This is a genomic window from Streptomyces liliifuscus (assembly GCF_016598615.1).
In the GTDB taxonomy this organism is placed as follows: domain Bacteria; phylum Actinomycetota; class Actinomycetes; order Streptomycetales; family Streptomycetaceae; genus Streptomyces; species Streptomyces liliifuscus.
The window spans coordinates 6,214,836-6,240,679 of record NZ_CP066831.1 but is presented as its reverse complement, the minus strand read 5'-3'; the positions used below and the strand labels follow the sequence as shown (position 1 = coordinate 6,240,679).

Below are 25,844 nucleotides of genomic sequence, written 5' to 3'. Positions count from 1 at the left end.
CAACAAGGGCGTTGCCCGCGGATCCATGGAGTTCGTGCCCTTCGGCCCCTCACGGGCGTTCAAGTCGGCTCCTCACGGGCGTTCGAGAATCGCCGTGACGCCCTGTCCACCCGCCGCGCAGACCGAGATCAGGCCGCGCCCGGGGGCGTCCCGCTCGGCGAGCAGCTTCGCGAGGGTCGCCACGATCCGCGCCCCGGTGGCCGCGAAGGGGTGACCGGTCGCGAGCGAGGAGCCCGCCACGTTCAGCCGGGCCCGGTCGACCGTGCCGAGCCCCCGCTTCTCCCAGGCCGCCAGCGTGGCCAGCACCTGCGAGGCGAACGCCTCGTGCACCTCGACGAAGTCGAAGTCGTCCAGGCCGAGCCCGGCCCGCTCCAGCATGCGCGGCACGGCGTACGCGGGCGCCATCAGCAGCCCGTCCTCGCCACCGGCCACATCACCCCTGACGAAGTCGACGGCCGCCGTCTCGTACGCCGTCAGATACGCGAGCGGCGTCAGCCCGCGCACCGACGCCCACTCCTCGCTCGCGAGCAGCACGAGCGCCGCACCGTCCGTCAGGGGCGTCGAGTTCCCGGCGGTCATGGTCGGCCCGGGGCCATCGGGGTTGCCGGGGGCGTCGGAGTGCTTCAGCCCGAACACCGGCTTCAGGGTGGCGAGTTTGCCGACCGTCGAGCCGGGCCGGAGGTTCTGGTCGCGGGCCAGCCCCCGGAAGGGCACGACCAGGTCCTCGAAGAAGCCGCGTTCGTACGCCGCCGCCAGCCGCTGATGGCTCGCGGCCGCCAACTCGTCCTGCGCCTCCCGTGTTACGCCCCACACGCGGGCCGTGACGGCGGCGTGCTCACCCATCGAGAGGCCCGTACGGGGTTCCGCGTTGCGCGGGATGTCCGGGACGAGGTGGCCGGGGCGGATCCGGGCGAGCGCCTTCAGCCGGGCGCCCGCCGACTTCGCACGCCGGACCTCCAGCAGGATGCGCCGCAGCTGGTCGTTGACGCCGAGCGGGGCGTCGCTCGCCGTGTCCGCGCCGCCCGCGATCGCCGACTCGGTCTGGCCGAGGGTGATCTTGTTGGCCGCCGCGATGACGGCCTGGAGGCCGGTGCCGCAGGCCTGCTGGATGTCGTACGCGGGAGTGCGGGCGTCCAGCCTCGACCCGAGCACGGTCTCGCGCGCGAGGTTGAAGTCCCGGCTGTGCTTGAGCACGGCACCGGCCACCAACTCCCCCACCGCTCCCGGCTCTTCGAGCCCGAAGCGGCTGCCGCGCCCGACGTGCTCGACGAGTCCGTCGACCGCCGCGGTCAGCATCTCCTGGGTCGAGGCGGTCGCGTACGGGCCGTCCGAGCGGGCGAAGGGGACACGGGTGCCGCCGACGACCGCGACGCGACGCGGCCGCGGCGCCGGGAGGGGGTCCCGCAGGGGTTTCGGCAGGGGGTTCCGCAGGGGTTCCAGGGGGCTCATCTCGACCTGCTCCTCACCGTGACGTAGGCTTACCTCCGGTAACCTTACTCCAGAGTAAGAATACGACCGAGCTGGGAGTTGGACGATGGCCGACCGCTACCTGAGCCTCACCGGCACCGCGCCCGGCCGGTTCCTGACCCGTCGGCTCGGGCTGCCGCAGCCGGTGCGGTTGCGGCGCCGGAGCGCCGAACAGCCCTCCTTCCGGGGCGAGTTGCTGCATCTCACCGCGGGCAGGTCAGAGCTGGACCTCGCGCCCGTCCTGGCCCGGTCGGGACCGCGCTCCGGTGGCGAAGGGCCGGTCGCCGTCGTCCTCGACGCCACCGGCGTCCGTGACGTCGAGGCTCTGGCCGAGGTGCACGCAGCGCTCCACCCCGTCGTGCGGTCGGTCGCCGAGAGCGGGCGGGTCGTGGTGCTCGGCGCGCCCCTTGACCCCGCCGACCATCATCAGGCCGCCGTCCAGCAGGCCCTCGAAGGGTTCGTACGGTCCCTCGGCAAGGAGATCGGGCGCGGGCGGACGGTGAATCTCGTACGGCTCCTGGAGGCGGGGGCCGCCGAGTCGACGCTGCGATTTCTGCTGTCGCCCAGGTCCGCCTATGTCAGTGGGCAGGTGATCGAGGTCGGCGGTCATGGTGACGGTGGTGGAGGCGGCGGTGGCAAGGGCGGGGACGGGGACGGAGATCCTGAGAAGCCTCTTGCCGGGCGTACCGCGCTCGTCACCGGGGCCGCCCGCGGGATCGGTGAGGCCGTCGCCGCGACGCTGGCGCGGGACGGGGCCCTGGTGGTGTGCCTCGACGTGCCTGCCGCAGGGGGCGATCTCGCCGCCGTCGCCGAGCGGCTCGGCGGGGTCGCGCTGCCGCTCGACATCACCGCGGAGGACGCGGGGGCGCGGATCGCGGACGCGTTGCCCGGCGGGCGGCTCGACGTGCTGGTCCACAACGCGGGGATCACTCGGGACCGGCGGCTGGTCAACATGGCTGCGGAGCGGTGGGGTTCGGTGCTCGACGTCAACCTTGCGAGTGTGCTTCGTACGACTGATGTGTTGCTCGGTGCGGGGGTGTTCCGAGGCGGTGGGCGTGTTGTTGCCACCGCGTCCATCGCCGGGGTCGCGGGGAATGCCGGGCAGACGAACTATGCGGCGTCCAAGGCGGGAGTTGTGGGGCTTGTGCGGTCGCTTGCGCCTCGGGCGCTCGCGGAATACGGCGTGACCGTCAACGCGGTCGCGCCAGGGTTTATCGAGACGAAGATGACCGCGGCCGTTCCTTTGTTCATTCGTGAAGCCGGGCGGCGGATGAACTCGCTCGCGCAGGGCGGGTTGCCTGTTGATGTGGCTGAGACGACGGCTTGGCTTGCGGATCCCGGGTCGGGGGCTGTGAACGGGCAGGTTGTTCGGGTCTGCGGGCAGAGCCTGTTGGGGGCGTGAGCGCTCCGCTTGGGGCGCCATTTGAGTCTGCGGGTGCGTTGTGGCTGGTCACGAATTTCCCCGCGCCCCTAAAGAATCCGTGCTCAGCCCAGAAGGGAAGTCAGTGTTGGATGACGTGAAGGGGCCCATGCACACCCACGTTCTCGACGGTTCGCCGCGTCTGTGGCCCTTGCTTGCCCGGGGTGCTTTCCTCTCGCCTTTCAAGCGTCCCCGGACGGGAGTCACCGCACCCCGTACCCGATTGGTCCTCCCGGATGTTCGTATCGATCTGGGAAAGCTCGCCGCCTATGAGCGGGCCTGTGGGTTCGGGGTGGGGGCCGACGAGTTGCCCGTCACCTATCCGCACGTTCTCGGATTCCCGTTGGTCATGCGGCTGATGAGTGAGCGGGCCTTTCCGTTGCCGTTGCTCGGGCTGGTGCACACGTCCATCGGGATCACCCGGCGGAAGGCGACGGCGGCGACCGGGGAGTACGAAATCGCCGTGCACGTCGATGAGTTGGTGCCCCACCGGCGCGGGACCGAGGCCGTCGTCGTTACGGAGATGCGGGCGGGCGACGAACTCGTGTGGGAGTCGCGGAGTACCTATCTGGCGAGGCACCGCACCCCGGCGGGGAACGCGGGCGGGCCGGCCTCGCCCGAGGAGCGCAAGCCGTTGCCCGTCGTGGCCGAGTGGGCGCTCGCCGGGGATGTGGGGCGGCGGTACGGGGCCGCGTCCGGCGACCGCAACCCGATCCACCTCCACCCCCTCACCGCCCGGCTGTTCGGCTTCCCCCGGGCCATCGCACACGGCATGTGGACCGTGGCGCGCTGCCTCGCCGAGCACGGGACGCCTCAAGCGGCCGTCGTCCGGGCGGAGTTCAGGGCGCCGGTGTTCCTGCCGGGGACGGTGTCGTACGGGGCGGAGGGTGCCGCCTTCGAGCTACGCGGGGCGGGTGGCCGGCTGCATCTGGCCGGAGAGGTCCTTCCGGTGCTCTGACGCGCGCCGGCTCTACTGGGCCGACCCGTGCTCCGACCAGGGTCTCCCCTCCATCAGATCCCCCAGGCCGGCCCAGGCGAAGTTCATCAACGTCGTGGCGGCCTGGCGGGCGGAGACGCCGGGGGTGGCGTTGGCCCAGGCGGCGAGGGACTCGGCGGCGCCGACGAGGGCCTCCGCGAGGCCGGCGACCTCGCGCTCGGGCAGCGACGGGTCCCGGTGTGCCTCACGGGCGGCCACCACGATCAGCTGCGTGACGAACGCGACGATCTCCTCGCGCATCGCGGCGAACTCCGCGGCGAACGGCTCCCCGTGCGTACGCGCCTGGAGGTGCAGCACCGCCCAGCCGTCCGGGTTCTGCGCGGTGTGCGTGAAGAACGCCCGCAGCCCGTCCCACAGTTGGCGGTCGGCGGGCAGGTCCTGCCTGACCCCGGCGCGCACGGCCGCGGTCAGGGCGGCGGCCTCACGCCGGATGCACGCGGTGAAGAGGTCTTCCTTGGAGTTCAGGTACAGATAGACCAACGGCTTGGACACACCCGCCAGATCGGCGATCTCGTCCATCGACGCGGCCCGGTATCCCCGCTGTCCGAAGGTCTGAACCGCCGCGTCCAGCATCTGCTGTTCGCGCACGGCACGCGGCATCCGCTTGCTCTTCACTGCACCCATACGAGCAAGAGTACGAGTTGTCCGTGGACAGCCCGGCGGAGTCGCCGGTCGTTACGACGTCCGGCCCTGGGCCCGCGACACCTCGTCCACCACGTCGTCCTCCTGGTTGCGGTTGGCCTCCAGGTTGGACTTGACGCGGTCGACGCGCTCGACGATCCGGATCGAGGCGCGGTCGCGCTCCTTGCGCAGGACGACGAAGCTGATGGGGGCCGAGATCAGCAGCGAGAGCAGGATGATCCACATGCCGTTCGAGTCGCCGAGCCCGCGCGGGGCGACACCGGAGTAGACGAGGCCCCAGACGACCACGAGGCAGCCCGCGAGGATTCCTAGGCGCATCAGTGTGTAGCGGAGCATCTCAATCCACTCTTCCGTGTCGAAGGGGTCCGAAGGGGTTCGAAAGTCCCCGACTTTCCCAAAGGGCACCGTCCAGTGAAGCACGCCCGGCACCGGATCTTGCAGGGGGGTACGGAGAGTCAGGTGAGCGGCAGCAGCATGAAAATGTCGTCGCGGTCGTCGCCGGGCGCGACCCGTATCGCGTCCGGTATGCGGCCGACCTCCTTGTATCCGCACGAGCCGTAGAACCGCTCCAGGCCGAGGCCGCCTCGGCAGGTGAGCCGGATCGCCTCGATGCCGTCGAGGGTGCGGGCGGCGTCCGCGGCGGCGGCCAGGAGGTCCCGGCCGTAGCCCCTGCCCTGGTGCTTCGGGTGGACCATCACCGTGTAGAGCCACACCCAGTGGGTCATCAGGCGGTGCGTGTTGAAGGTGAGGAAGGCTGCCGCGGCCACCTGTCCCTCCTCGTCGAAACCGGCCAGGAGACGGGCGCGGCCCTCCGACATCGCCGTGAAGTGTTTCAGCAGCTCCGGGCGGATGACCTCTCGGTCCACCGGTGCGACGAAGCCGACTGCGCCGCCCGCGTTGGAGACGTCCGTCCACAGGTCGAGAAGTCCGTCACGGACCTCAGGGGTCACGGCCGGATCGAGAACGAAGGTAAGGGCCATGCGGCAAGGCTAACCATTACGCCACGCCACCCTCAAGCGAGTCCCGACGTCACGTACGTCACGCGCTCTCTTCGCCCCCGCCGCCCCTACCCATTCCCGTCACTAACTCAGGGGCTCCGCCCCCGAACCCCCAAAAGACCAAAAGACTGCGCAGTTCCCCGCGCCCCTAGGTACCTAGGGGCGCGGGGAACTGGGCGAGAAGCCTCAAACCCTCATCGGCTGAGGCGACTCCCGACGCCCCGCGTCGGGACCGTCGTACTCGCGAATGATCTCGTACCGAGTGTTCCGCTCGACCGGCCGGAACCCGGCGTCACGGATCAGGTCGAGCAGATCCTCACGCGTCAGCTTGTTCGGCGTGCCGTAGTTGTCGGCGTCGTGCGTGATCTTGTACTCGACGACCGAGCCGTCCATGTCGTCCGCGCCGTGCTGCAGCGCCAGCTGGGCGGTCTGGACACCGTGCATGACCCAGAAGACCTTGACGTGCGGCACGTTGTCGAAGAGCAGCCGGGAGACCGCGAAGGTCTTCAACGCCTCCGCACCGGTCGCCATCTGCGTACGCGCCTGGAGGCGGTTGCGGACCTTGCCGTCCTTCACGTCGACGAAGTCGTGCTGGTAGCGCAGCGGGATGAAGACCTGGAAGCCGCCGGTCTCGTCCTGCAGCTCACGCAGCCGCAGGACGTGGTCCACCCGGTGACGCGGCTCCTCGATGTGGCCGTACAGCATCGTGCACGGGGTCTTCAGACCCTTCTCGTGCGCGAGGCGGTGGATGCGCGACCAGTCCTCCCAGTGGGTGCGGTGGTCGACGATGTGCTGCCGGATCTCCCAGTCGAAGATCTCCGCGCCGCCACCGGTGAGGGACTCCAGACCCGCGTCGATCAGCTCGTCGAGGATCTCGGAGGCGCTGAGCCCCGAGATCGTCTCGAAGTGGTGGATCTCCGTCGCCGTGAAGGCCTTCAGCGAGACGTCCGGGAGCGCCTTCTTCAGTTCGCTGAGCGAGCGCGGGTAGTAGCGCCACGGCAGGTTCGGGTGCAGGCCGTTCACGATGTGCAGCTCGGTGAGGTTCTCGCCCTCCATCGCCTTGGCGAGCCGGACGGCCTCCTCGATGCGCATCGTGTACGCGTCCTTCTCGCCCGGCTTGCGCTGGAACGAGCAGTAGGCGCACGAGGCGGTGCACACGTTCGTCATGTTGAGGTGGCGGTTGACGTTGAAGTGGACGACGTCGCCGTTCTTCCGCGTCCGCACCTCGTGGGCGAGCCCGCCCAGCCAGGCGAGGTCGTCCGACTCGTACAGCGCGATGCCGTCCTCGCGGGTCAGCCGCTCACCGGCCCGGACCTTGTCCTCCAGCTCGCGCTTGAGCCCGACATCCATGCGTGTACCTCTCCTCTTGACGAACCCTGTCAACCGTACGCCCAGCCGTCCGGCCATCCCGAAGCAGGCGGCTACTCCTCTTCGGGCAGCTCACCCACCCGGTTCTCCCACTTCGTGGAGAGCACGATCGTCGTGCGGGTCCGGGAGACGCCCTTCGTCCCCGACAGCCGCCGGATGGTCTTCTCCAGGCCGTCCACGTCGGGCGCCCGCACCTTGAGCATGTAGGAGTCGTCGCCGGCGATGAACCAGCAGTCCTCGATCTCGTTGAGGTCCTTGAGCCGGTGCGCCACGTCCTCGTGGTCGGTGGCGTCGGAGAGCGAGATGCCGATGAGGGCGGTGACGCCGAGGCCGAGCGAGGTCGCGTCGACCGTCGCGCGGTAGCCGGTGATGACACCGGCGGCCTCCAGGCGGTTGATGCGGTCGGTGACGCTGGGTCCCGACAGTCCGACGAGGCGTCCCAGCTCCGCGTAGGAGGCCCGGCCGTTCTCCCTGAGGGCCTGGATGAGCTGCCTGTCCACCGCGTCCATGCGATCGATAGCCTTCCGCTGAAAGTTCCTGAAGTGATGTATTGGGTACTGCGCGTTGCTCAGAAGTACATCTCGGTCGTACGGGTCGTACGGGTCGTACGGGTCGAACGTCGTGCTCAGGTGCTGCTCGGATGCTGCTCAGGTCGTCGTGCGTGAGCCGCCGCCTAGTTCGCCCTCCCAGCGGCGGTAGAGCGTGTGCCCGACGCCCGCCGCGTCCAGCACGCGTCCGGCGACGAAGTCCACCAGGTCCTGGATGTGGGTCGCGCCCGCGTAGAACGCCGGGGAGGCCGGCAGTACGGTCGCGCCCGCGTCGTCCAGTGTCACCAGATGCCGCAGGGTCTGCCCGTTCAACGGGGTCTCGCGGACGGCGACGACCAGCGTGCGCCGCTCCTTGAGCGTGACGCTCGCGGCGCGCTGCAACAGGTCCTTGGAGAGGCCGAGCGCGACCCCGGCGACACAGGCGGTGGAGGCGGGCACGATCAGCATGCCCTTCGAGGCGTACGAGCCCGACGACGGCCCCGCCGCCAGGTCCCCCGCGCTCCAGTGCCGTACGTCGTCGACGTCCACCGCGAAGGTGCCGGGCTTGCCGTCGGCCCCCCGGCCGAGCCACTCCCGCAGGTCCTCCTGCCAGTGGCCGTCCCGGAAGCTGATCCCGGTCTCGTCGAGCAGCGTGAGCCGTGAGGCCCGCGAGACGACCAGGTCGACGCTCTCGCCGGCCGCGAGGAGGGCACGCAGCACGGCCGCCGCGTACGGAGTTCCGGACGCGCCGGAGACCCCCACGATCCAAGGCCGACGCTGAGTTTCTCCTGCGTTCACACCCTGAGCCTACCGGCGGGCCGCCCGGAGCTCAGGACCGGCCGCGCCTGCGGGCGGTCCGCGGACCGCACCCTGCCCACACGGTGCTCAGACGGTCAGGCCGCGCACCAACAGATCGAGCAGCGCGCACGCGAAGAGGGCGATCCCGATGAAGCCGTTGACGCTGAAGAAGGCGCGGTTCACCCGGGAGAGGTCGTGCGGGCGGACGATCGAGTGCTCGTACAGGAACGCGCCCGCGACGATCACCAGGCCGACCCAGAAGAAGGTGCCCGCGTCGGTGGCCAGCGCGTACCAGACGAAGAGCGCCGTCGTGAGGGTGTGGCAGACGCGCGCGCCCCAGACGGCCGCCGGGATGCCGAAGCGGGCCGGGACCGACATGACGCCGATCTCGCGGTCCGTCTTCACGTCCTGGCAGGCGTAGATGAGGTCGAAGCCGCCGATCCAGATGCCGACCGCGAGGCCGAGGATCACCGCGTCCCAGGACCACTCACCGGTGATCGCGAGCCAGCCGCCGATCGGCCCCATCGCCTGCGCGAGACCGAGGATGGCCTGCGGGAAGTTCGTGAACCGCTTGCCGTACGGGTACACGACCATCGGGATGACCGCGATGGGCGCCAGCGCCAGGCACAGCGGGTTGAGCAGGGCCGCGGCGCCGAGGAAGAACACCAGGGCGACCAGCGCGCCCGTCCACGCGTGCTTCACGCTCATCGCGCCGGTGACCAGCTCGCGATGGGCCGTACGGGGATTGCGGGCGTCGATCTCCCGGTCGATGATCCGGTTCGCGGCCATGGCGAAGGTACGCAGACCGACCATCGCGACGGTCACCAGCAGCAGCCGGCCCCAGTGGATGTTCCCGTCCAGCGTGAACATCGCCGTCAGCGCCGCGATGTACGCGAAGGGCAGCGCGAAGACGGAGTGCTCGATCATGACGAGGCGCAGGAACGCCTTGGTGCGCCCCGGCTGCGGGATCGCGGCTGATGCGCTGCTCACGAGAGTCCGTACTCCTTCCACCGGCGGTCGACCTTCGCCGCCGTCTCCGGGTCGGACAGCACCATGTCGGGCCAGCCGCCGTCCCGTGTGTACCCCTCCTCGGGCCACTTCCTCGTGGCGTCGATGCCCGCCTTGCCGCCCCAGAACTGCTGGTACGAGGAGTGGTCGAGGTGGTCGACCGGTCCCTCGACGACGGTGAGGTCGCGGGAGTAGTCCGTGTTCCCCAGTGCGCGCCACGCGACCTCGTGCAGGTCGTGGACGTCGCAGTCGGAGTCGACGACCACGATCAGTTTGGTGAGGGACATCATGTGGGCGCCCCAGACGGCGTGCATCACCTTCTGGGCGTGCTTGGGGTACTTCTTGTCGATCGCGACGATCGCGCAGTTGTGGAAGCCGCCCGCCTCGGGGAGGTGGTAGTCCACGATGTCCGGCACGATGATCTTGAGGAGGGGGAGGAAGAACCTCTCCGTCGCCCGGCCCAGCGGACCGTCCTCGGTCGGCGGCCGGCCGACCACGATCGACTGGAGCAGCGGGCGCCTGCGCATCGTCACGCAGTCGATGGTCAGGGCCGGGAAGGGCTCCTGCGGGGTGTAGAAGCCGGTGTGGTCGCCGAAGGGCCCCTCGGGCAGCATCTCGCCGGGCTCCAGCCACCCTTCGAGTACGACCTCGGCCTGCGCCGGCACCTGCAACGGCACCGTCTTGCAGTCGACCATCTCGATCCGCTTGCCCTGGACGAACCCGGCGAAGAGGTACTCGTCGATGTCACCGGGCAGGGGTGCCGTGGACGCGTACGTCACCGCGGGCGGGCAGCCGAAGGCGATCGCGACCGGCAGCCGCTCGCCCTTGCGCGCGGCCACCTGGTAGTGGTTGCGGCTGTCCTTGTGGATCTGCCAGTGCATGCCGATGGTGCGCTTGTCGTGGCGCTGGAGCCGGTAGAGCCCGAGATTGCGGATGCCGCTCTCCGGGTCCTTGGTGTGGGTCAGGCCCAGGTTGAAGAAGGACCCGCCGTCCTTGGGCCAGGTGAAGAGGGCCGGCAGTTGGTCCAGGTCGACCTCGTCGCCCTGGAGCACGACCTCGTGCACCGGCGCGTTGTCGGACTTGATCTTCTTCGGCGGTACGTGGGTCATGGCGCCGAGCTTCCCGAAGGCCTCGCGCACCCCGATGAACCCCTGCGGCAGCTCCGGCCTGAGCAGTCCGCCGATCTTCTCGCTGATGTCCTCGTACGACTTCAGGCCGAGCGATTTGAGGAGCCTGCGGTCCGTCCCGAAGACGTTCATCGCCAGCGGCATCGCCGACCCGCGCACGTTCTCGAAGAGCAGAGCGGGGCCGCCCGCCTTCTGGACGCGGTCGACGATCTCCCCGACCTCCAGATACGGGTCCACCTCGGCCTTGATGCGCTTGAGGTCGCCCTCGCGCTCAAGCGCCCGGAGCAGGGAGCGAAGATCGTCGTAAGCCATGCGTTCCAGTATCGGCTACTCGCTACGCTGAACCTGTAACGGGGGCCGCTCACCCGGCCCCGATCTCGCACGCATCTCCACTCTCCACACGCAGGGGGACCGCCGAATGCTTCGGGTGCTGATGATTCTGGTGCCGCTCGGGCTCAGCATCTATGCGTTCATCGACTGCATCACCACCGACGAGAAGGACATCCGGTACATCCCGAAGCCCCTCTGGGCGATCCTCGTGCTGCTGTTCCCGCTCGTCGGCTCCATCTCCTGGCTGATCGTCGGCCACCAGCGCAAGCCGCGGGGCCTCTCCTCCGGCCGGGGCGGCTGGGTCGCGCCCGACGACAACCCGGAGTTCCTGAAGTCCTTGAAGGACGACAAGAAGGACGACAGCAAGGGCGAGGGCAAGGACGACGCCGCTACGGACGCCGTCACGGACGACGAGGCGCACCTCAAGAACTGGGAGGACGACCTCCGCCGCCGCGAGGAGGAGCTGAAGCGGCGCGAGGGCGGAACGGGCGACGGCCCGGACGACTCGACACCGCCGAAGCCCTGACGTGGAGTTCTGAGACGCAGTTCCGAGATGGAGCCCTGAGATGGAGATCCGTCTGCTGGTCACCTTCGAGAAGGTCGCCACCGTGCTGAGCTTCACGCAGGCGGCGGCCGAGCTGAAGTACGCCCAGTCCAGCGTGACCAGCCAGATCCGCGCCCTTGAGTCCTCGCTCGGGGCGCAGCTCTTCGACCGGCTCGGCAGCCGTATCCGCCTGACCGAGGCGGGCGAACGGCTCCTCCCCTACGCCCGGCAGATCATCGAGCTGAGCGAGGAGGCACGGGCGGCGGTCGTCGGTACGGAGGAGCCCTCGGGCACGCTGACGATCGGCACGATGGAGTCGCTGACGTCCTACCGTCTGTCCCCGCTCCTCGAACTGTTCCACCACCGCTATCCCGGGGTGCGGCTGTCCATGCGTCCGACGCTGGGCGACGAGACCCGGCAGGCGCTGCGGCAGGGCACGTACGACGTGGGTTTCCTGATGGAGCGGGAGACGGAGCACACCGGTCTCGAGGTCACACTGCTCACGGAGGAGCCGCTGGCGCTGGTGGCGGCGCCCGGCCATCCCCTGGCGGGAGCGGCCGTGCCGACCGTGTCGACCGCCGATCTGGTGCACGAGCCGCTGCTGGCCACCGAACCGGGCTGCGCCTACCGGGACCTGTTCGAGGAGGAGCTCAACACGGAGTCCGCGGAGCCGGTCCCGTTCATGGAGTTCGGCACGATCGAGGCGACCAAGCGCGCGGCGGCGGCCGGCCTCGGCATCGCCCTCCTGCCCGCGGTGACGGTGGCGGAGGAGCTTGCCGACGGCCGGCTCGTGGCCCTGCCCTGGGAGCAGCCGTTCACCCTCAGCACTCAGCTGGCGTGGCGGTCCGGGAAGCGGCTTCCGGCGCACGCGCGGCTGTTCGTGGAGCAGGCGCGGAAGCTGGTTGCCGAGCAAGGGTGACCTTGAGGCTCGCCGCCACGATCAGCGGGACGCCCAGCGCCTGGACGAGCCCGATGTGGTGCCCGTAGACCGCCCAGTCCGCGACCATCGCCACCGCCGGGTAGGTGAAGGCGAGCACGGCGATCTTGGCGGTCGGCAGCTGCGCGTAGGCGGCGTACATCAGGACGTACATCAGGCCCGTGTGGACGACCCCGAGGCCGACCAGCCAGCCCCAGTCGGCACCCGTGCCGCTCATCGCGCCGAAGTCGGCGAACGGCAGGAGCAGCGGGATCCCGACGACGACCTGGACGAGGGCGATGAGGTGCGGGCGTACGCCCGTGATGCGCTTGGTCACCAGGGTGGACAGGCCGTAGAGGAGCGCGGCGAGGAGGGCCTGGCCGACGCCGAGGACGTACGTGCCGTCGCCGCCGGTGAAGTCCGAGGGCGTGACGCCCGAGACCAGGATCAGGCCCCCGAAGGCGAGCGCGATCCAGCCGGCCTTCGCGGCGGTGAGGCGTTCGCGGAAGAGGAGGGCGCCGAGCAGCACCACGTAGAACGGCTGCGTGTGGTAGACGACGGTCGCGACCGAGATCGACGTGTTCTCGTACGACTGGAAGAGGAGGACCCAGTTGAAGACGATGAACAGGCCGCCCAGTGCGGCGAGTCCGAGTTTGCGCGGGGTGAGCCCGTGGTCGCGGAAGTAGCCGCGGGCGAGGGCGTACGCGCCGAGTGCCAGGGCTCCGAAGAGCACGCGGAAGAACACGACGTTGAGGGGCGAGGCGCCCGACTCGACGACGAAGATGCCGAGGGTTCCGGAGAGAACCATCGCCGCGGTCAGCTGAACGGTGCCCTTGCGCTCGGACGAGCTGTCTGTAGCCATGCCCCGAAGCTACGAGCGGCCGCCGGTACGGGTCCACGCCCCACCGGGGCGTCCTCCCGATGGGCCCATCGGCCCGCCCGATGACATTTCTCGCCCCCGCCGCCCCTACCCATTCCCGTCCCTTTCCGGGGGCCGGCCCCCGAACCCCCGCTCCTCAAACGCCGGAGGGGCTGATTTTCAGCGGGGTCTGGGGGCGGAGCCCCCAAGGGACGGGAATGGGTAGGGGCGGCGGGGGCGAAAAAGGCCCCACCGGTCAACGTCCCGCCGCCAGGCGGTAGAACGCCTGGGTCGTGCGCGGATGGGCCATCTCGTCCAGCAGGTGTCGCCACTCGGGATCGTCGTTGGCGGCCGGGTGCGCCTGGTCCCAGGCGGCCAGCAGCGGAGCGAGCTCGCTCTCGGAGGTCACGACGACGGGGGTCGGCTCGGCCGAGGGGATGCTGGGGGCTGCGGAGAGGTTCATGACGTTTCCTTCCGGGTGGAGAGGCCGTGAACCTCTCGGATCGTCTGGTACAACCATCCCGCCCCCCGCCCGACACCACCATGAAGCGACCTCCCTGAACGAAGGTGCAGCTAGCCCTACCACGCACCGGGGGCACGGGCCACGGCCAACCTCCTTGCGGGGAGGATCAGTTGCCGGAGCGCGGGGACCGACGCCGATGTGGTGCTGAGACGGCACCTGCGCGCGGAGCACTACCTCACATAGCGGGCCGGCCCGGTGGCCCGGCCCAGCAGGTACTCCAGCGGTCCGCGGCGGAAGTAGCGGGACCAGACGACGGCCAGGACGGTGACGGCGGCGATGAAGCCGAGCAGGACGTACAGCGGGGAGCCGGGCAGTTCCTCGATGCCGAGGATCCGGATACCGACTATGTGGAAGACGTACGCCGTCAGGGACATCGTGCCGACCGCGACGACCGGCCCGGCGAGACGGCGGAAGCGGGGCAGGGTCTCGACGGCGGCGACGCAGGCGACGAGGACCGTGAGGGCGACTCCGGTGTTGGCGATCACGGAGAGGGTGGTCTCGCTGTGCGGGGAGGCCACCCACAGCCAGGCGGTGGTGTCGCCGGTGGGGTAGCCGGCCGTGTCGGACCACCAGGCCGACATGACCGAGCCGGAACCGCCGCCCCAGCCGCCCTCCCCCGCGGTGCTCTCGGTGAGGGCACCGCGCACTCCGGGGACCAGGTGCAGGGCCAGCCACGAGCCGCCGTACCCGAGCACGGCGAGGCCGGCGCCGGTGACGGCGAGACGGGCGCGTACGACCGTGGACGCGAGGTCGAGACGGGCCACCGCCATGCCCGCGAGGACGAACGGGATCCAGGTCAGCGCGGGGTAACTGCCGTTGAACAGCAGCTCCATGAAGCCGCCGGTGTCGCTGACGCGGGCGAGCGGGTCGTGCCGGGTGACGGTCTCGGCCCAGCTGCCATTGTCGATCGACCGCTGGACGGCGTAGAGGAGTTGGGGCAGCAGCAGGGCCGTACCGGCGGCGAGTGCGGCCAGGGTGGCGGGGCGCAGGCGGTGGAAGGGCAGGACCATGACGAAGTAGAGGCCGTAGAAGGCGAGGATCACCTCGACGGGGGTGCCGGTGGAGGTCAGCCAGGTGCCGAGGGCGAGCAGGACGACCGCCCGGATCAGGACCTTGGCGACGGCCTGGCGTCCCTCGCGGCCCGTCCTGGGCGTCCGGCGGCCGGTCATCAGGATGATCGAGAAGCCCGCCAGGAAGGCGAAGAGGGCGGAGGCCCGGCCGTGGGCCAGTTCCATCACGAAGCCGGTGGCACCGCCGCCCGCCGGGTCGGGGCCGACGTGGGCCGCGTACATTCCGAAGACGGCGAGACCGCGGGCGAGGTCGACACCGACGAGACGGCCGGCGGAGGCCGCCTGCGACGGGCGGCTCCCGCGGGCGGGCGCGGCGGCCGGACCGGCGGCGGTGGTCTCTGGGGCCTTGGGCTCCGATGCGTTCTGCGTCATGCTTCCAGGCTGGGAAAATCGCAGCTCGGGGCCCATCCGCCGAGCGTCCGGCGACCCCCCGCCGGGTGGCGGGACCCACCCCGCCGGGCGGCGGATTCACCGTCCCGTCGATGCGCCGGAGCGGGCCGGTGTGCCTAGGCTTGGCCCGAAATCAACAGGTGGGCGACAGGCCGGCAGACGGGACGCGAGTGATCCGGGTTCAGGTGGTGGACGACGAGGCGCTGATCCGGTCCGGCTTCGAACTGATCCTCAACGCGGCCGAGGACATCGAGGTCGTCGCGACCTCCACCGGCGCGGAGGCGGCCGGCACGGTGACGCGGCTGCGGCCCGACGTCGTGCTGCTGGACATCCGGATGCCCGACGTCGACGGGCTGACCGTGCTGCGGGAGATCCGGGCGATGCCCGAGGCACCGGTCGTGGCGATGCTGACCACCTTCGACTCGGACGAGTACATCGTGACGGCCCTGCGGTCGGGCGCGGCCGGGTTCATCCTCAAGGACACCGAGCCCGAGCAGTTGGCACAGCTCGTGCGGACTCTCGCGGCCGGTGGCGTGGTGCTGTCGCCGAAGGCGTCACGGTCGATGCTGCACGGCCACCCCGGGCACGCGGCGGGGGCCGGGGACGATCCGGAGGTACGCCGGGTCGGCCTGCTCAGCGGCCGTGAGCGCGAGGTGCTCGTGCTGGTCGCGGAGGGGCTGTCCAACGCCGACATCGGTGCGCGGATCCACCTCAGCGCGGGCACGGTCAAGGACCACGTCAGCGCGATCCTCACCAAGCTGCGGGTGGGCAGCCGTGTCCAGGCGGCGCTGCTCGCGCAACGGGCGGGGCTGCTGGGCGGGCGCGGCGGGGAAGCGGGCCGTCGAAGGTGAGGGAGGCGGTGGAAGGCGCGGCTGTCCGAAAGGGGAACCGGTGGTTCATGGCCGGGCGTACGCGTCCGGTGGCGGCGGCCCGGCTCGTCGACGTGCTGCTCGTCGCCCTGGCGGCGCTTGACGTGTGGTGGCAGCTCGACCGGGACACCCCGGTCGAGGTGGTCCTCTCGGTCGCCGCCTGCGCGGCCCTCGCGGTGCGGCGGCGCTTTCCGCTGCCCGTCTTCCTGCTGTCGCTGCCCGCCGCGCTGTTCTCGTCGGTCGTGGTGGCACCCCTGGCCGCCCTCTACACGCTGGCCGAACGCAGCCGGGACCGCCGCCTGTTGATCGTCTGCGCCATCGCGTCGGCGGCGGCATCCGCCATGCCGTGGCCGCTGTCGGAGTACGCGTCGGACGACCGCACCTGGACCTTCGTCAACTTCGTCTATCTGCTGGCCACCGCGGCCGCTCCGGTCTTCCTGGGCCAGCTGGTCCAGGCCCGGCGCGACGCCGCGGCCCGGCTGGTCGAGATCGAGGAGGCACGCGAGCACGAGCGGCGGCTGCACGCCCAGAACGTGCTGGCCCGCGAACGGGCCCAGCTGGCCCGGGAGATGCACGACGTCGTCTCCCACCAGGTGAGCCTCATCGCCGTACGGGCCGGGGCGCTGCAGGTCGGCGCGCCGGACCCCGGCACGCGCGAGGCCGCCAGGACGATCCGCGAGCTGAGCGTCACGACACTCGACGAACTGCGGCACATGGTCACGCTGTTGCGGGCCTCGGGCGGCCGTACGACCGAACTGACCCCGCAGCCGACCCTCGCGGACCTGCGGCAGCTGATCGACACGAGCGGTATCGAGGTGACCCTGGAGGGCGAACTGCCGCCCGGTATCGGGGCCCCGGTCCAGCGCGCGGTCTACCGGACCGTGCAGGAGGCCCTCACCAACGTACGCAAACACGCGCCCGGCGCGACGGCGACCGTACAGCTGTGGCACCTGGGCGACGAGCTGGGCGTGACCGTCACGAACACCCCGCCGACCCGTCCCACCCTCGAACTGCCGGGATCGCAACAGGGGTTGATCGGCCTGGGGGAACGGGCCGAGAACCTCGACGGCTCCTTCGAGGCGGGCCCGACGGAGGACGGCGGCTACCGGGCCGGGCTTCGACTGCCGGCGACGACCGACTGACCGCTCACCGGGTGGGCCGCCCTCACTCAGGAGGACGTGCGGGTCGGTCGTCGCGCAGGACGAGGGCGAGGAGACCCGGGAAGCGGGCGTCGAACTCCTCGCGGCGGAGGCGGTTGACGCGCCTGGCCCCCTCGTCGCGCTGCTCGACGAGTCCGGCGCCGCGCAGCACCGAGAAGTGATGACTGAGAGCCGCCTTGCCGACCGGCACGTCGAAGCTTCCGCAGCTGCGCGTCCAGACGGGGGACCCCGCCAGCTCCCGTACGAGCGTGATCCGTACGGGATCGGAGAGGGCGGCGAGGGCGGTCAGGACCGGGACCTCGTCGGGGTGGGTGTGCTCGGGGGCAGCCCGATGACCGACGCGTTCCGCCATGTCCGCCTCCCCGTTGCGCAAGGTCCCCGTTGAGCCAGGTCGCTTCCGCCTTGCCGAGTGTTCGACGAAAACCATACACTCCGAAGTGTTCGCTTTTCATTGAACAGTCGACCGGGGAGTGTGGCATGCGCGCGGTTCAGGTCCAGGAGTACGGCGGTCCCGAGGCCCTCAGGACGGTGGAGACGGAGGTGCCCGAACCGGGCCCCGGCCAGGTGAGCGTGGACGTGGCGTACACGGGGGTGAACTTCGCCGACCTCAAGGCGCGGGGCGAGGGCTACCGCGTGCCGTCACTGCCGTACGTCCCCGGCCTCGAGGTCTCGGGCCGGGTCCGGGCGCTCGGCGAGGGCGTGTCAGGGGTCGAGGTGGGCCAGGAGGTGGCGGCCCTCACGAACGGCGGCGCGTACGCGGACGTGGTGGTGGCCGACGCGACGACGGTCTTCCCGCTGCCGTCCGGCGTGGACCTCCGTACGGCCGCCACGCTGCCCACGGTCCTGCCGACCGCGTACGCCCTCGTGCACGCGGTGGGCAGGCTGCAGCCCGGCGAGACGGTTCTCGTGCAGGGCGCGGCGGGCGGAGTCGGCACTGCGGTGGGGCAGTTGGCGAAGGCGGCCGGAGCCTCCGGCGTGTTCGGGGTGGTGTCGGGCGCGGCGAAGGCCAAGCACGCGCTGGACCACGGCTACGACGACGTGTTCGTCGCCTCCTCCGCGGAGTTCGCGGACGAGGTGCGTGCGGCGACGGGCGGCCGGGGCGTCGACCTGGCCCTCGACCCGGTCGGCGGCGAGACCTTCAGGTCGTCCCTCGCCTCGCTGGCCGTCTTCGGCCGCCTGGTGTCGTTCGGCAACGCGAGCTCGGCCGAGCCGTGGCGGGTGGGCCAGCCGGAGCTGTACCCGACCGGCCTGTCGGTCTCCGGCTTCTCCATCCTGACCCTGGCCCAGACGGCGCCGGGCGCCCTGCGGGAGCTGACGGAGAAGGCGTTCCGGGCCGTGGCGGAGGGGGTCGTGTCCCTGCCGGTGACCGCGGAGTTCCCGCTGGAGCAGGCGTCCGAGGCCCACCGGCTGATGGGCGGACGGACGAGCACGGGGAAGCTGTTGCTGCGGGTCGCGTAACAGGACCTCGCCCCCCCGCGACCCACTCCTATCGCCCCCTCCCGTCACTCGCCGGTGCCGCGCGGGGGCGATTCGGGTTTCGTGTGGAGGACTTCGCGGGCCTGGTCCGCGGCGCGGGCGGTGCTCTCGGAGATGAAGTCGAGGAAGCGGGCGATGCTCTCCAGGCGAGTGGCGGCCGGGGTGTCGCGGCCGAGGACGCCGACGCCGTTCCGCGCCGTCTCGGCGATCTGGGCGACACTGCGGGCGCTGGCCATCATGGACTGGTACCAGATGTCGTCGTCGACGACATAGCGCTCGCGGCGGCGTTCGTCCCGTTCCCGGCGGATGAGGCCCTGGCTCTCCAGGAACGCGACCGCTTTGGAGATGGACGCCGGACTGACCTGGAGGCGCTGGACGAGTTCGGACGCCGTGAGACTGCCCGAGTCGCTGATACAGAGGGCGGCCATCACCCGGGCCATCATCTTGGGCGTGCCCGACTGCATGAAAACGGTGGTGAGCGTCTCCTCGTACTCGCGCACGGCCTCGGCGTCGCGCCCATGGGCCTGCTCGGGCGCCTGCGACCCCCGGGGCTCGGCCTGCCTGCGCCGGTGGGCGCGGCGCTCGGTGGCCCGGTGGGCCAGGTCGGCGCGGTAGCCGGTGGGGCCGCCGTTGCGCATCACCTCACGCGTGATCGTCGAGGTCGGACGGTCGAGACGCCTCGCGATCTCCGCGTAGGCGAGCCCGTCGGCCAGACCCAGCGCGATCTGCTGACGTTCCTGCTGGGTGAGTCTGCCTCCCGGCATCGCGGTCCCCTTCCATGCTTCCCTGAACGCCTCCAGCATAGCGTTCACTCGCATCCCAATGCAACGAGCGATAACGCTCGCGTTGCATTAAATCTCAGACCGTTGCAACGATATTTACACTCTGAGCTGCACTTATGTAGTTCAAGTGCAACAACCTCATTGCGCGACTCATGAACGCAACGTAGCGTTTCCTGTGTCAGAAACAAGCAGCGCAAGAGGAGAACACCATGCAGAAGTTCGACACCCCCGCCGCGATCTCCGCCGTTCTCGACATCCCCGCGGGACGCATCCGGCTCATCGCCGCCGACCGGGCCGACACCACGGTCGAGGTCCTGCCGGCGGACGCCTCGAACAGCCGCGACGTGAAGGCGGCGGAGCAGACCGAGGTCGCGTACGGCGACGACGGTGTCCTGCGGATCGAGGCCACACCGGCGAAGAACCGGATCCTCGGCCACTCCGGATCCGTCGAGGTGACCGTCCAGCTCCCCGTCGGCTCCCGCATCGAGGCGAAGACGGCCGCCGGCGAGTTCCGGGGCGTCGGACGGCTCGGTGACGTCGCCTTCGAGGGCGCGCAGGGCTCGGTCAAGCTCGACGAGACCGCGAGTGCCCGCCTCACCCTCCTCGCCGGTGACATCGCGGTCGGCCGCCTGGGCGGCGACGCGGAGATCAGCACCCAGAAGGGCGGCATCCACATCGCCGAGGCCGTGCGCGGCGCGGTCGAGCTGCGCACCGAGGCCGGCGACATCTCGGTCGGCGCCGCACGCGGAGTCTCCGGCTCCCTGGACGCCGGCACCACCTACGGCCGGATCACCAACGCGCTCAAGAACACCGACGGCGCCGACGCCGGCCTGAACATCCGCGCGACCACCTCCTACGGCGACATCACCGCCCGCAGCCTCTGAACGACCACACCGTCCGCAGCTTCTGAAGGAGCACTCATCATGACCGGCTTGGCCATCGCGGCGAACGGGCTGCGCAAGTCCTACGGCGACAAGAGCGTGCTCGACGGCGTCGACGTGGCCGTCCCCGAAGGAACGGTCTTCGCCCTGCTCGGCCCGAACGGCGCCGGCAAGACCACCGCCGTGAAGATCCTCTCCACCCTCGTCTCCGCCGACTCCGGCACCGGCGACATCCGCATCGGCGGCCACGACCTGGCCGCCGACCCCCAGGCGGTGCGGGCCGCGATCGGTGTCACCGGCCAGTTCTCCGCGGTCGACGGCCTGATCACCGGCGAGGAGAACATGCTCCTCATGGCGGACCTGCACCACCTCTCCAAGCAGGAGGGCCGACAGGTCACCGCCGAACTCCTGGAACGCTTCGACCTGGTGGAAGCCGCGAAGAAACCCGCCTCCACCTACTCCGGCGGCATGAAACGCCGCCTGGACATCGCCATGACCCTGGTCGGCAACCCCCGAATCATCTTCCTCGACGAACCCACCACCGGACTGGACCCACGCTCCCGCCACAACATGTGGCAGATCATCCGCGAACTCGTCACCGGCGGAGTGACCGTCTTCCTCACCACCCAGTACTTGGAGGAAGCGGACGAGCTCGCCGACCGCATCGCCGTCCTCAACGACGGCAAGATCGCCGCCGAGGGCACCGCCGAGGAACTCAAACGCCTCATCCCCGGCGGCCACGTACGACTGCGCTTCGACGACCCGGACACCTACCAGACCGCCGCCCTCGCCCTGCACGAGGCGAGCCGGGACGACGAGGCACTCTCGCTCCAGATCCCCAGCGACGGAAGCCAGCGCGAGTTGCGCTCCATCCTCGACTGGCTCGACACGGCCGGCATCGAGGCCGACGAACTCACCGTGCACACCCCCGACCTCGACGACGTGTTCTTCGCCCTGACCGGTCCGGCCGGCATCCCCAACCAGCCCAAGGAGAACGTCCGATGAGCTCCCTCGCCCTCGCCGTACGCGACTCGTCCACGATGCTGCGCCGCAACCTCCTGCACGCCCGGCGCTACCCGTCCCTCACCCTGAACCTGCTGCTCACCCCGATCATGCTGCTGCTGCTCTTCGTCTACGTCTTCGGCGACACGATGAGCGCGGGCATAGTCGGTGGCGGCGGTCCGGACCGGTCCGCGTACATCGCGTATCTCGTCCCGGGTCTGCTGCTGATGACCATCGGCAGCACGACCATCGGCACCGCGGTGTCCGTCTCCAACGACATGTCCGAGGGCATCATCGCCCGCTTCCGCACGATGGCGATCCACCGCCCTTCGGTGCTCGTCGGACACGTCGTCGGCAGCGTGCTGCAGTCGGTCATCAGCGTGGTCCTCGTCGGGGCCGTCGCCGTGGCCATCGGCTTCCGGTCCACGGACGCGACCGCCATGGAGTGGCTGGCGGCGTTCGGACTGCTCGTGCTGTTCGCCCTGGCGCTCACCTGGATCGCGGTCGGCATGGGCCTGATCAGCCCGAACGCCGAAGCCGCCAGCAACAACGCGATGCCGCTGATCTTCCTGCCCCTGATCTCCAGCGCCTTCGTCCCGGTCGGCTCCATGCCGGGCTGGTTCCAGCCGGTCGCCGAGTACCAGCCCTTCACGCCGGCCATCGAGACCCTGCGCGGGCTGCTGCTCGGCACCGAGATCGGCCACAACGGCTGGCTCGCGATCGCCTGGTGCCTGGGTCTCGCGGTCCTCGGCTACTTCTGGTCGACCGCGAAGTTCAACAGCGACCCGAAGTAACCGCCGTGACAGCGCGGGCCACCTCCCGCAACTCGTCCCGCCCCAGGGCGGCGCACCCGACACCACGTCGGCGTACGCCGCCCTGTCGGCGTCCTCGGCGAGACCGTCGGAGACAGGCTGGAGACTGGTTGGAAACTGGTTGGAGATCCGAACGAACGGAGACCGATGCCATGCCGGACACAGCAGCCGTGAACTCCCCCGGTCCCGGCGACCCCCGCCCCAGCCCGCGCGAGGTCCTGGCCCGCTATCAGCAGGCGATGCTCGACGGTTCCGCGGACGACCTGGCCGACCTCTACGCGGTGGACGCCGTCCACGAGTTCCCGTTCCTCTTCCCCGGCATGCCCGAGCGGTACCAGGGGCGCGAGGAGGTACGTGCGGGCTACCGGGCGGCCTGGGGCGCGAGCCCGGCGCGACCGCGGGAGATCCGTGACGTCGTCGTGCACGACAGCACCGACCCCGAGGTGATCACCGTCGAGCAGGTCGTCACCGGGACCGTGACCACGACCGGCCGGTCCTTCAGCTTCCCCGGCCTGCTGGTGATCCGGGTCCACGACGGCCTGATCACGCATGTCCGCGACTACATGGACGGACTCGGTGTGGCGCATGCCATGGGCCGCCTGCCGGCGGTGGTGACCGCGCTGTCCCAGTAGGTGTGCTGGTAGGCATGTCGGCAGGTGTGACGCGTTAGACGGGTCGTGTCGTGGGGAGAGGGTGGGGATGAGAGCCGACGACCTCGTACCACTGGGACGCACAGGACTTCAGGTCAGCCGACTCGGGCTGGGACTCGCTTCCCTGGGCGGCCTGTTCGAGCCGGTGCCCGAGGAACAGGCCGCCGCCACCATCGATGCCGCCTGGGAGTTGGGCGTACGACTCTTCGACACGGCTCCCGTGTACGGGTACGGGCGCTCGGAGACCCGTACGGGCGCGGCCCTCGCGTCACGCCCCCGGGACGCGTACGTGCTGTGCACCAAGGTGGGGCGGCTCATCGAGCCGGGCGGGCCGGACACCCAGCCGATCTGGGCGGACCCGCCGGCCGGGGTCGGGCCGCGGCTCGACTACTCGTACGCCGGGGTGCTGCGGTCGGTCGAGGAGAGCCTCGGGCGGTTGGGGCTCGACCGGATCGACGTCCTCCATGTCCATGATCCCGACGAGGACTTCGGGGCCGCGGTGGGCGAGGCGTATCGCGCGCTGGCCGATCTGCGGGCCGAGGGTGTCGTCGGGGCGGTCTCCCTCGGCGTCAACCACGCGCCCGTGGCGGCGCGCTTCCTGAGGGAGGCGGCCGCGCCCGGGCCCGACTGCGTGCTGCTGGCCGGGCGGTACAACCTGCTCGACCAGTCCGGGCTCGACGAGTTGCTGCCGCTGTGTGTCGAGCGGGGGGTGGCCGTCATGGCCGCGGGGGTCTATCAGTCCGGGTTGCTGGCCGATCCGCGGCCGGGGGCTCCGCACGGGTACACGTCTGTTCCGTCTGCCCTGGCCGCGCGTATCGGGGCGTTGAGGCGGATCTGCACGACCTTCGACGTTCCGCCCCTCGCGGCGGCCGTCCGGTTCCCGCTCGCCCATCCCGCGATCACGAACGTGGTCATCGGCGCCCGCGCCCCCGCGGAGGTGGCAGGAACCGTGTCCCTCTTCAACCACCCTGTTCCGGGGGACTTCTGGACGGCGGTGAAGGCGGCCGGCTTGCTCCCTGAGGGGGCGCCGACGCCGGCGTAGGGAGGGGCTTTTCTCGCCCCCGCCGCCCCTACCCATTCCCGTCCCTGACTCAGGGGCTCCGCCCCCGAACCCCCAAAAGACTGCGCAGTTCCCCGCGCCCCTAGGTCTTTAGGGGCGCGGGGAACTGCGCGATCAGCCCCCACCCACCCGCACCCGAAAGCACGCCCCACGGGGTCTGGGGCGGAGCCCCCAGGGACGGGACGGGTAGGGGCGGCGGGGGCGAGAACACGGTTGACGATCGCCCGCCCGCGGGGATTCCCTGCTGCCATGACTGATCTTCGTGTCGAGCAGGTCAGAGTCGACGACGAGTCCCCCCTCGAAGACTGGCGGCACGTTCACAACGTGATCGTGCCGCCGGCCGCCATGGACCTCGACGAGGTACGGGAACGCGCCGGCCGGAACCACCTGGAGGTCGCCTACCGCGACGACATCCTCGTCGGATGTACGACAGTGCGCCCACCCACGGACGACACGGCGACGGCCACCGTGATCGCCCGCGTACTCCCCGCCCACCGCCACCAGGGACTCGGCGAGCAGCTCTACGTACGAGCACTGGCGCAGGCACGCGAACTCGGCGCCCGGCGGATCGAGACAGTCGTACTGGCCGCCAACACAGAAGGACTCCGGTTCGCGGAACGGCACGGATTCGTCGAGTTCGACCGGTACACCCTGCCGGGCGAGAGCGCGCTGTGGATCGATCTACGGCTGGCGTGAATCCTGGCCGGCCGGTCGGCCGTGTAGGACACGATCTGGCCTATACGGCTCCTATCGTCGGGCTCACCGCCTCCGTCGACCGACCAAGGAGCCCCCGATGAGCCTCGTCACCACCATCCAGCCGGACGGTACGCCCACGTGGATCGACCTGCGGGTGTCCGACCCCGAACGCGCGACGGAGTTCTACGGCGCGCTCTTCGGGTGGGAGTACGCGCCGGACTCCGCGGGGACCGGCCTCGGCACGGTCTGTCTGCTGCGAGGGCGCCCGGTCGCGGCCATCGCGCAGGCCCCGGCGACCACGAACCCCGGCTGGACCATGTACTTCGCGACGGCGGACTGCGACGGCACCGCCAAGCGGGTCGCCGACGCGGGCGGATCCGTGCTCACGGCTCCTGCGGACATCGGCGAGCACGGCCGCGCGGCCGTCGCCGAGGACCCGGTCGGCGCCCGCTTCGGCCTCTGGGAGGCGCGGGCCCACGTCGGCTGCGAGATCGTGAACGAGCCCGACTCGCTCGTACGGAACGACCTGGTCACCCCGGACCCCGAGCCCGCCCGGGCCTTCTACACGGCCGTGTTCGACTACACCCTGGACCGCAACGAGACCCTCCCGGACCTCGACTTCACCTTCCTGCGCCGCCAGGACGGCCACGAGATCGGCGGCATCTTCGGCTTCCCGGTCGCCCCCGGGTCCGTCTGGGCGACCACCTTCGAGGTGGCCGACACGGACGCCGTCGTCGGGCGTGCCGTCGCCGCGGGCGGCACCGCCGGCACCCCCGAGGACACCCCGTACGGCCGGAGCGCCACCATCACGGACCCCTTCGGAGTGGAGTTCTCGGTCATCACCAGGCCCGCCTAGGACCGCCCGCGCCCGCCTCCCAGGACACCGCCGCTCAGGACCGCTGCGGCGCCCCCCAGTCGTAACCGTGCGCGGCGAAGGCCTCGGCGAGGCGGCGCCAGGGGAGGCCGCAGTTCTCCCGGGCCAGTTCCCCGCCGTCCGGGGCGACCAGCACGAGCTGCTTGCCGTCCCGGCACGCCAGGGCGATCTCGTCGTGCGTGAACTCCCGGTCCTCGTCCTTGACGGTGAGGACGACACCGCTGTCGGAGATACGGACCGTCAGGGACTCGTACACGGCGGTGAACCCGAGCAGCAGGCCCACCGCGAGGCCCACGACGACCGCGCCGACGGTGAGCCAGGGATCGGGGACGGCGGTCAGCAGCCGGGCCGGACCCTTCATCGGCACCCAGTGCAGCGACAGCCAAAGATCGGCCAGGAGCGTGAGCAGCCAGCCGCCCACGCCCCCGCACCCCACGCAGACGAGCATGAGCTGCCAGACCGGCTCCGCGAGCACGGTGGCCTCCCCCGGTCCCGCCACCGTACGGTCCCGCGGATCCGGGCCGCTCTTCTCCATGTCCACGCTGCTTCTCCCCTGATCGGCGCCGATGGTGCGGTCACCAGTCTGGCGAGCGCGGAC

At 70.6% G+C, this 25,844-nt stretch carries 29 protein-coding genes; 14 read left to right on the top strand and 15 right to left on the bottom strand.

The window, feature by feature from the left end:
- Positions 1 to 72: 72 nt before the first annotated feature.
- On the bottom strand, positions 73 to 1,449 hold the full coding sequence (locus JEQ17_RS26815) for an acetyl-CoA C-acetyltransferase (RefSeq protein WP_234048383.1): 1,377 nt from the start codon (positions 1,447 to 1,449) through the stop codon (positions 73 to 75).
- A gap of 85 nt (positions 1,450 to 1,534) precedes the next feature.
- Between JEQ17_RS26815 and JEQ17_RS26810 the strand changes: the two genes are divergently transcribed.
- Both JEQ17_RS26810 and JEQ17_RS26805 read left to right on the top strand, forming a co-directional pair.
- On the top strand, positions 1,535 to 2,869 hold the full coding sequence (locus JEQ17_RS26810; RefSeq protein ID WP_200397585.1) for a 3-oxoacyl-ACP reductase: 1,335 nt from the start codon (positions 1,535 to 1,537) through the stop codon (positions 2,867 to 2,869).
- Between the two features lie 127 nt (positions 2,870 to 2,996).
- Entirely contained in the window at positions 2,997 to 3,845 is an 849-nt protein-coding gene (locus JEQ17_RS26805; RefSeq protein ID WP_200397584.1) for a MaoC family dehydratase, read from the top strand.
- Positions 3,846 to 3,857: 12 nt separating this feature from the next.
- On the opposite strand, the gene JEQ17_RS26800 is transcribed toward JEQ17_RS26805, so the two are convergent.
- From JEQ17_RS26800 to JEQ17_RS26765, 8 genes are all read right to left on the bottom strand, one after another.
- A complete protein-coding gene (locus JEQ17_RS26800; protein ID WP_200397583.1) occupies positions 3,858 to 4,508 on the bottom strand; it encodes a TetR/AcrR family transcriptional regulator in 651 nt (216 codons plus the stop codon).
- 51 nt (positions 4,509 to 4,559) lie between these two features.
- Positions 4,560 to 4,862 (bottom strand): DUF4229 domain-containing protein, encoded by a 303-nt coding sequence (locus tag JEQ17_RS26795; RefSeq protein ID WP_200397582.1) that lies wholly within the window; start codon positions 4,860 to 4,862, stop codon positions 4,560 to 4,562.
- A gap of 119 nt (positions 4,863 to 4,981) precedes the next feature.
- Positions 4,982 to 5,506 (bottom strand): GNAT family N-acetyltransferase, encoded by a 525-nt coding sequence (locus tag JEQ17_RS26790; protein ID WP_200397581.1) that lies wholly within the window; start codon positions 5,504 to 5,506, stop codon positions 4,982 to 4,984.
- Positions 5,507 to 5,710: 204 nt separating this feature from the next.
- The gene (mqnE, locus tag JEQ17_RS26785; RefSeq protein WP_200397580.1) at positions 5,711 to 6,874 is read right to left on the bottom strand and encodes an aminofutalosine synthase MqnE; all 1,164 of its coding nucleotides are present in this window, start codon (positions 6,872 to 6,874) and stop codon (positions 5,711 to 5,713) included.
- A 71-nt stretch (positions 6,875 to 6,945) separates the two neighbouring features.
- Positions 6,946 to 7,401 (bottom strand): Lrp/AsnC family transcriptional regulator, encoded by a 456-nt coding sequence (locus JEQ17_RS26780; RefSeq protein WP_055616806.1) that lies wholly within the window; start codon positions 7,399 to 7,401, stop codon positions 6,946 to 6,948.
- Between the two features lie 138 nt (positions 7,402 to 7,539).
- The gene (locus JEQ17_RS26775; protein ID WP_200397579.1) at positions 7,540 to 8,217 is read right to left on the bottom strand and encodes a UbiX family flavin prenyltransferase; all 678 of its coding nucleotides are present in this window, start codon (positions 8,215 to 8,217) and stop codon (positions 7,540 to 7,542) included.
- 87 nt (positions 8,218 to 8,304) lie between these two features.
- On the bottom strand, positions 8,305 to 9,207 hold the full coding sequence (gene mqnP / locus JEQ17_RS26770) for a menaquinone biosynthesis prenyltransferase MqnP (RefSeq protein WP_200397578.1): 903 nt from the start codon (positions 9,205 to 9,207) through the stop codon (positions 8,305 to 8,307).
- Positions 9,204 to 10,664, bottom strand: coding sequence for a menaquinone biosynthesis decarboxylase (locus JEQ17_RS26765; RefSeq protein ID WP_200397577.1), 1,461 nt, complete (start codon positions 10,662 to 10,664; stop codon positions 9,204 to 9,206). Before JEQ17_RS26765 ends, mqnP begins: the two co-directional genes overlap by 4 nt.
- Before the next feature lie 106 nt (positions 10,665 to 10,770).
- Here JEQ17_RS26765 and JEQ17_RS26760 point away from each other — a divergent pair, with 106 nt between their 5' ends.
- Positions 10,771 to 11,208 (top strand): PLD nuclease N-terminal domain-containing protein, encoded by a 438-nt coding sequence (locus JEQ17_RS26760; protein ID WP_200397576.1) that lies wholly within the window; start codon positions 10,771 to 10,773, stop codon positions 11,206 to 11,208.
- A gap of 40 nt (positions 11,209 to 11,248) precedes the next feature.
- On the top strand, positions 11,249 to 12,145 hold the full coding sequence (locus tag JEQ17_RS26755) for a LysR family transcriptional regulator (RefSeq protein WP_200397575.1): 897 nt from the start codon (positions 11,249 to 11,251) through the stop codon (positions 12,143 to 12,145).
- Here JEQ17_RS26755 and JEQ17_RS26750 read toward each other — a convergent pair.
- The 3 genes from JEQ17_RS26750 to JEQ17_RS26740 form a co-directional block, all read right to left on the bottom strand.
- Entirely contained in the window at positions 12,048 to 13,004 is a 957-nt protein-coding gene (locus JEQ17_RS26750; protein WP_234048382.1) for a DMT family transporter, read from the bottom strand. The two genes, JEQ17_RS26755 and JEQ17_RS26750, sit on opposite strands and share 98 nt — an antisense overlap.
- A 253-nt stretch (positions 13,005 to 13,257) precedes the next feature.
- Entirely contained in the window at positions 13,258 to 13,464 is a 207-nt protein-coding gene (locus JEQ17_RS26745; protein WP_200397574.1) for a hypothetical protein, read from the bottom strand.
- A gap of 230 nt (positions 13,465 to 13,694) precedes the next feature.
- The gene (locus JEQ17_RS26740; protein WP_200397573.1) at positions 13,695 to 14,966 is read right to left on the bottom strand and encodes a DUF418 domain-containing protein; all 1,272 of its coding nucleotides are present in this window, start codon (positions 14,964 to 14,966) and stop codon (positions 13,695 to 13,697) included.
- A 188-nt stretch (positions 14,967 to 15,154) separates the two neighbouring features.
- Here JEQ17_RS26740 and JEQ17_RS26735 point away from each other — a divergent pair, with 188 nt between their 5' ends.
- Both JEQ17_RS26735 and JEQ17_RS26730 read left to right on the top strand, forming a co-directional pair.
- Positions 15,155 to 15,835, top strand: a complete 681-nt coding sequence (locus tag JEQ17_RS26735) for a response regulator (RefSeq protein WP_234048381.1) — start codon at positions 15,155 to 15,157, stop codon at positions 15,833 to 15,835.
- 47 nt (positions 15,836 to 15,882) lie between these two features.
- A complete protein-coding gene (locus JEQ17_RS26730) occupies positions 15,883 to 16,995 on the top strand; it encodes a sensor histidine kinase (protein ID WP_200397572.1) in 1,113 nt (370 codons plus the stop codon).
- Positions 16,996 to 17,017: 22 nt separating this feature from the next.
- Here JEQ17_RS26730 and JEQ17_RS26725 read toward each other — a convergent pair whose 3' ends face one another.
- Entirely contained in the window at positions 17,018 to 17,365 is a 348-nt protein-coding gene (locus tag JEQ17_RS26725; protein WP_200397571.1) for an ArsR/SmtB family transcription factor, read from the bottom strand.
- A gap of 125 nt (positions 17,366 to 17,490) precedes the next feature.
- Between JEQ17_RS26725 and JEQ17_RS26720 the strand changes: the two genes are divergently transcribed.
- On the top strand, positions 17,491 to 18,471 hold the full coding sequence (locus JEQ17_RS26720; protein ID WP_200397570.1) for a quinone oxidoreductase family protein: 981 nt from the start codon (positions 17,491 to 17,493) through the stop codon (positions 18,469 to 18,471).
- 44 nt (positions 18,472 to 18,515) lie between these two features.
- Here JEQ17_RS26720 and JEQ17_RS26715 read toward each other — a convergent pair whose 3' ends face one another.
- On the bottom strand, positions 18,516 to 19,253 hold the full coding sequence (locus tag JEQ17_RS26715; RefSeq protein WP_200397569.1) for a GbsR/MarR family transcriptional regulator: 738 nt from the start codon (positions 19,251 to 19,253) through the stop codon (positions 18,516 to 18,518).
- A gap of 227 nt (positions 19,254 to 19,480) precedes the next feature.
- On the opposite strand from JEQ17_RS26715, the gene JEQ17_RS26710 reads away from it, so the two are divergent.
- The 7 genes from JEQ17_RS26710 to JEQ17_RS26680 all read left to right on the top strand — a co-directional run bounded on the left by JEQ17_RS26710 (position 19,481) and on the right by JEQ17_RS26680 (position 25,228).
- Positions 19,481 to 20,155, top strand: a complete 675-nt coding sequence (locus JEQ17_RS26710; RefSeq protein ID WP_200397568.1) for a DUF4097 family beta strand repeat-containing protein — start codon at positions 19,481 to 19,483, stop codon at positions 20,153 to 20,155.
- A gap of 39 nt (positions 20,156 to 20,194) precedes the next feature.
- On the top strand, positions 20,195 to 21,157 hold the full coding sequence (locus JEQ17_RS26705; RefSeq protein ID WP_200397567.1) for an ATP-binding cassette domain-containing protein: 963 nt from the start codon (positions 20,195 to 20,197) through the stop codon (positions 21,155 to 21,157).
- Entirely contained in the window at positions 21,154 to 21,948 is a 795-nt protein-coding gene (locus JEQ17_RS26700) for an ABC transporter permease (protein WP_200397566.1), read from the top strand. Before JEQ17_RS26705 ends, JEQ17_RS26700 begins: the two co-directional genes overlap by 4 nt.
- Positions 21,949 to 22,118: 170 nt before the next feature.
- Positions 22,119 to 22,598 (top strand): nuclear transport factor 2 family protein, encoded by a 480-nt coding sequence (locus JEQ17_RS26695; RefSeq protein WP_200397565.1) that lies wholly within the window; start codon positions 22,119 to 22,121, stop codon positions 22,596 to 22,598.
- Between the two features lie 67 nt (positions 22,599 to 22,665).
- Positions 22,666 to 23,658, top strand: coding sequence for an aldo/keto reductase (locus JEQ17_RS26690; RefSeq protein ID WP_200397564.1), 993 nt, complete (start codon positions 22,666 to 22,668; stop codon positions 23,656 to 23,658).
- Positions 23,659 to 23,925: 267 nt separating this feature from the next.
- Positions 23,926 to 24,372: a GNAT family N-acetyltransferase gene (locus tag JEQ17_RS26685; protein WP_200397563.1), complete on the top strand. Its 447-nt coding sequence runs from the start codon at positions 23,926 to 23,928 to the stop codon at positions 24,370 to 24,372.
- A 97-nt stretch (positions 24,373 to 24,469) separates the two neighbouring features.
- The gene (locus JEQ17_RS26680) at positions 24,470 to 25,228 is read left to right on the top strand and encodes a VOC family protein (protein ID WP_200397562.1); all 759 of its coding nucleotides are present in this window, start codon (positions 24,470 to 24,472) and stop codon (positions 25,226 to 25,228) included.
- Positions 25,229 to 25,262: 34 nt separating this feature from the next.
- Here JEQ17_RS26680 and JEQ17_RS26675 read toward each other — a convergent pair whose 3' ends face one another.
- On the bottom strand, positions 25,263 to 25,781 hold the full coding sequence (locus tag JEQ17_RS26675) for a YqeB family protein (protein ID WP_456115145.1): 519 nt from the start codon (positions 25,779 to 25,781) through the stop codon (positions 25,263 to 25,265).
- Between the last annotated feature and the right edge of the window lie 63 nt (positions 25,782 to 25,844).

What these genes read in the sequence shown, in the direction of transcription:
- JEQ17_RS26815 (WP_234048383.1), bottom strand. Translation starts at nt 1,449, where the DNA reads ATGAGCCCCCTGGAACCCCTGCGGAACCCCCTGCCGAAACCCCTGCGG.
- JEQ17_RS26810 (WP_200397585.1), top strand. Translation starts at nt 1,535, where the DNA reads ATGGCCGACCGCTACCTGAGCCTCACCGGCACCGCGCCCGGCCGGTTC.
- JEQ17_RS26805 (WP_200397584.1), top strand. Translation starts at nt 2,997, where the DNA reads ATGCACACCCACGTTCTCGACGGTTCGCCGCGTCTGTGGCCCTTGCTT.
- JEQ17_RS26800 (WP_200397583.1), bottom strand. Translation starts at nt 4,508, where the DNA reads ATGGGTGCAGTGAAGAGCAAGCGGATGCCGCGTGCCGTGCGCGAACAG.
- JEQ17_RS26795 (WP_200397582.1), bottom strand. Translation starts at nt 4,862, where the DNA reads ATGCTCCGCTACACACTGATGCGCCTAGGAATCCTCGCGGGCTGCCTC.
- JEQ17_RS26790 (WP_200397581.1), bottom strand. Translation starts at nt 5,506, where the DNA reads ATGGCCCTTACCTTCGTTCTCGATCCGGCCGTGACCCCTGAGGTCCGT.
- mqnE (WP_200397580.1), bottom strand. Translation starts at nt 6,874, where the DNA reads ATGGATGTCGGGCTCAAGCGCGAGCTGGAGGACAAGGTCCGGGCCGGT.
- JEQ17_RS26780 (WP_055616806.1), bottom strand. Translation starts at nt 7,401, where the DNA reads ATGGACGCGGTGGACAGGCAGCTCATCCAGGCCCTCAGGGAGAACGGC.
- JEQ17_RS26765 (WP_200397577.1), bottom strand. Translation starts at nt 10,664, where the DNA reads ATGGCTTACGACGATCTTCGCTCCCTGCTCCGGGCGCTTGAGCGCGAG.
- JEQ17_RS26760 (WP_200397576.1), top strand. Translation starts at nt 10,771, where the DNA reads ATGCTTCGGGTGCTGATGATTCTGGTGCCGCTCGGGCTCAGCATCTAT.
- JEQ17_RS26755 (WP_200397575.1), top strand. Translation starts at nt 11,249, where the DNA reads ATGGAGATCCGTCTGCTGGTCACCTTCGAGAAGGTCGCCACCGTGCTG.
- JEQ17_RS26750 (WP_234048382.1), bottom strand. Translation starts at nt 13,004, where the DNA reads ATGGCTACAGACAGCTCGTCCGAGCGCAAGGGCACCGTTCAGCTGACC.
- JEQ17_RS26745 (WP_200397574.1), bottom strand. Translation starts at nt 13,464, where the DNA reads ATGAACCTCTCCGCAGCCCCCAGCATCCCCTCGGCCGAGCCGACCCCC.
- JEQ17_RS26740 (WP_200397573.1), bottom strand. Translation starts at nt 14,966, where the DNA reads ATGACGCAGAACGCATCGGAGCCCAAGGCCCCAGAGACCACCGCCGCC.
- JEQ17_RS26730 (WP_200397572.1), top strand. Translation starts at nt 15,883, where the DNA reads ATGGCCGGGCGTACGCGTCCGGTGGCGGCGGCCCGGCTCGTCGACGTG.
- JEQ17_RS26725 (WP_200397571.1), bottom strand. Translation starts at nt 17,365, where the DNA reads ATGGCGGAACGCGTCGGTCATCGGGCTGCCCCCGAGCACACCCACCCC.
- JEQ17_RS26720 (WP_200397570.1), top strand. Translation starts at nt 17,491, where the DNA reads ATGCGCGCGGTTCAGGTCCAGGAGTACGGCGGTCCCGAGGCCCTCAGG.
- JEQ17_RS26715 (WP_200397569.1), bottom strand. Translation starts at nt 19,253, where the DNA reads ATGCCGGGAGGCAGACTCACCCAGCAGGAACGTCAGCAGATCGCGCTG.
- JEQ17_RS26710 (WP_200397568.1), top strand. Translation starts at nt 19,481, where the DNA reads ATGCAGAAGTTCGACACCCCCGCCGCGATCTCCGCCGTTCTCGACATC.
- JEQ17_RS26705 (WP_200397567.1), top strand. Translation starts at nt 20,195, where the DNA reads ATGACCGGCTTGGCCATCGCGGCGAACGGGCTGCGCAAGTCCTACGGC.
- JEQ17_RS26700 (WP_200397566.1), top strand. Translation starts at nt 21,154, where the DNA reads ATGAGCTCCCTCGCCCTCGCCGTACGCGACTCGTCCACGATGCTGCGC.
- JEQ17_RS26695 (WP_200397565.1), top strand. Translation starts at nt 22,119, where the DNA reads ATGCCGGACACAGCAGCCGTGAACTCCCCCGGTCCCGGCGACCCCCGC.
- JEQ17_RS26690 (WP_200397564.1), top strand. Translation starts at nt 22,666, where the DNA reads ATGAGAGCCGACGACCTCGTACCACTGGGACGCACAGGACTTCAGGTC.
- JEQ17_RS26685 (WP_200397563.1), top strand. Translation starts at nt 23,926, where the DNA reads ATGACTGATCTTCGTGTCGAGCAGGTCAGAGTCGACGACGAGTCCCCC.
- JEQ17_RS26680 (WP_200397562.1), top strand. Translation starts at nt 24,470, where the DNA reads ATGAGCCTCGTCACCACCATCCAGCCGGACGGTACGCCCACGTGGATC.
- JEQ17_RS26675 (WP_456115145.1), bottom strand. Translation starts at nt 25,781, where the DNA reads ATGGAGAAGAGCGGCCCGGATCCGCGGGACCGTACGGTGGCGGGACCG.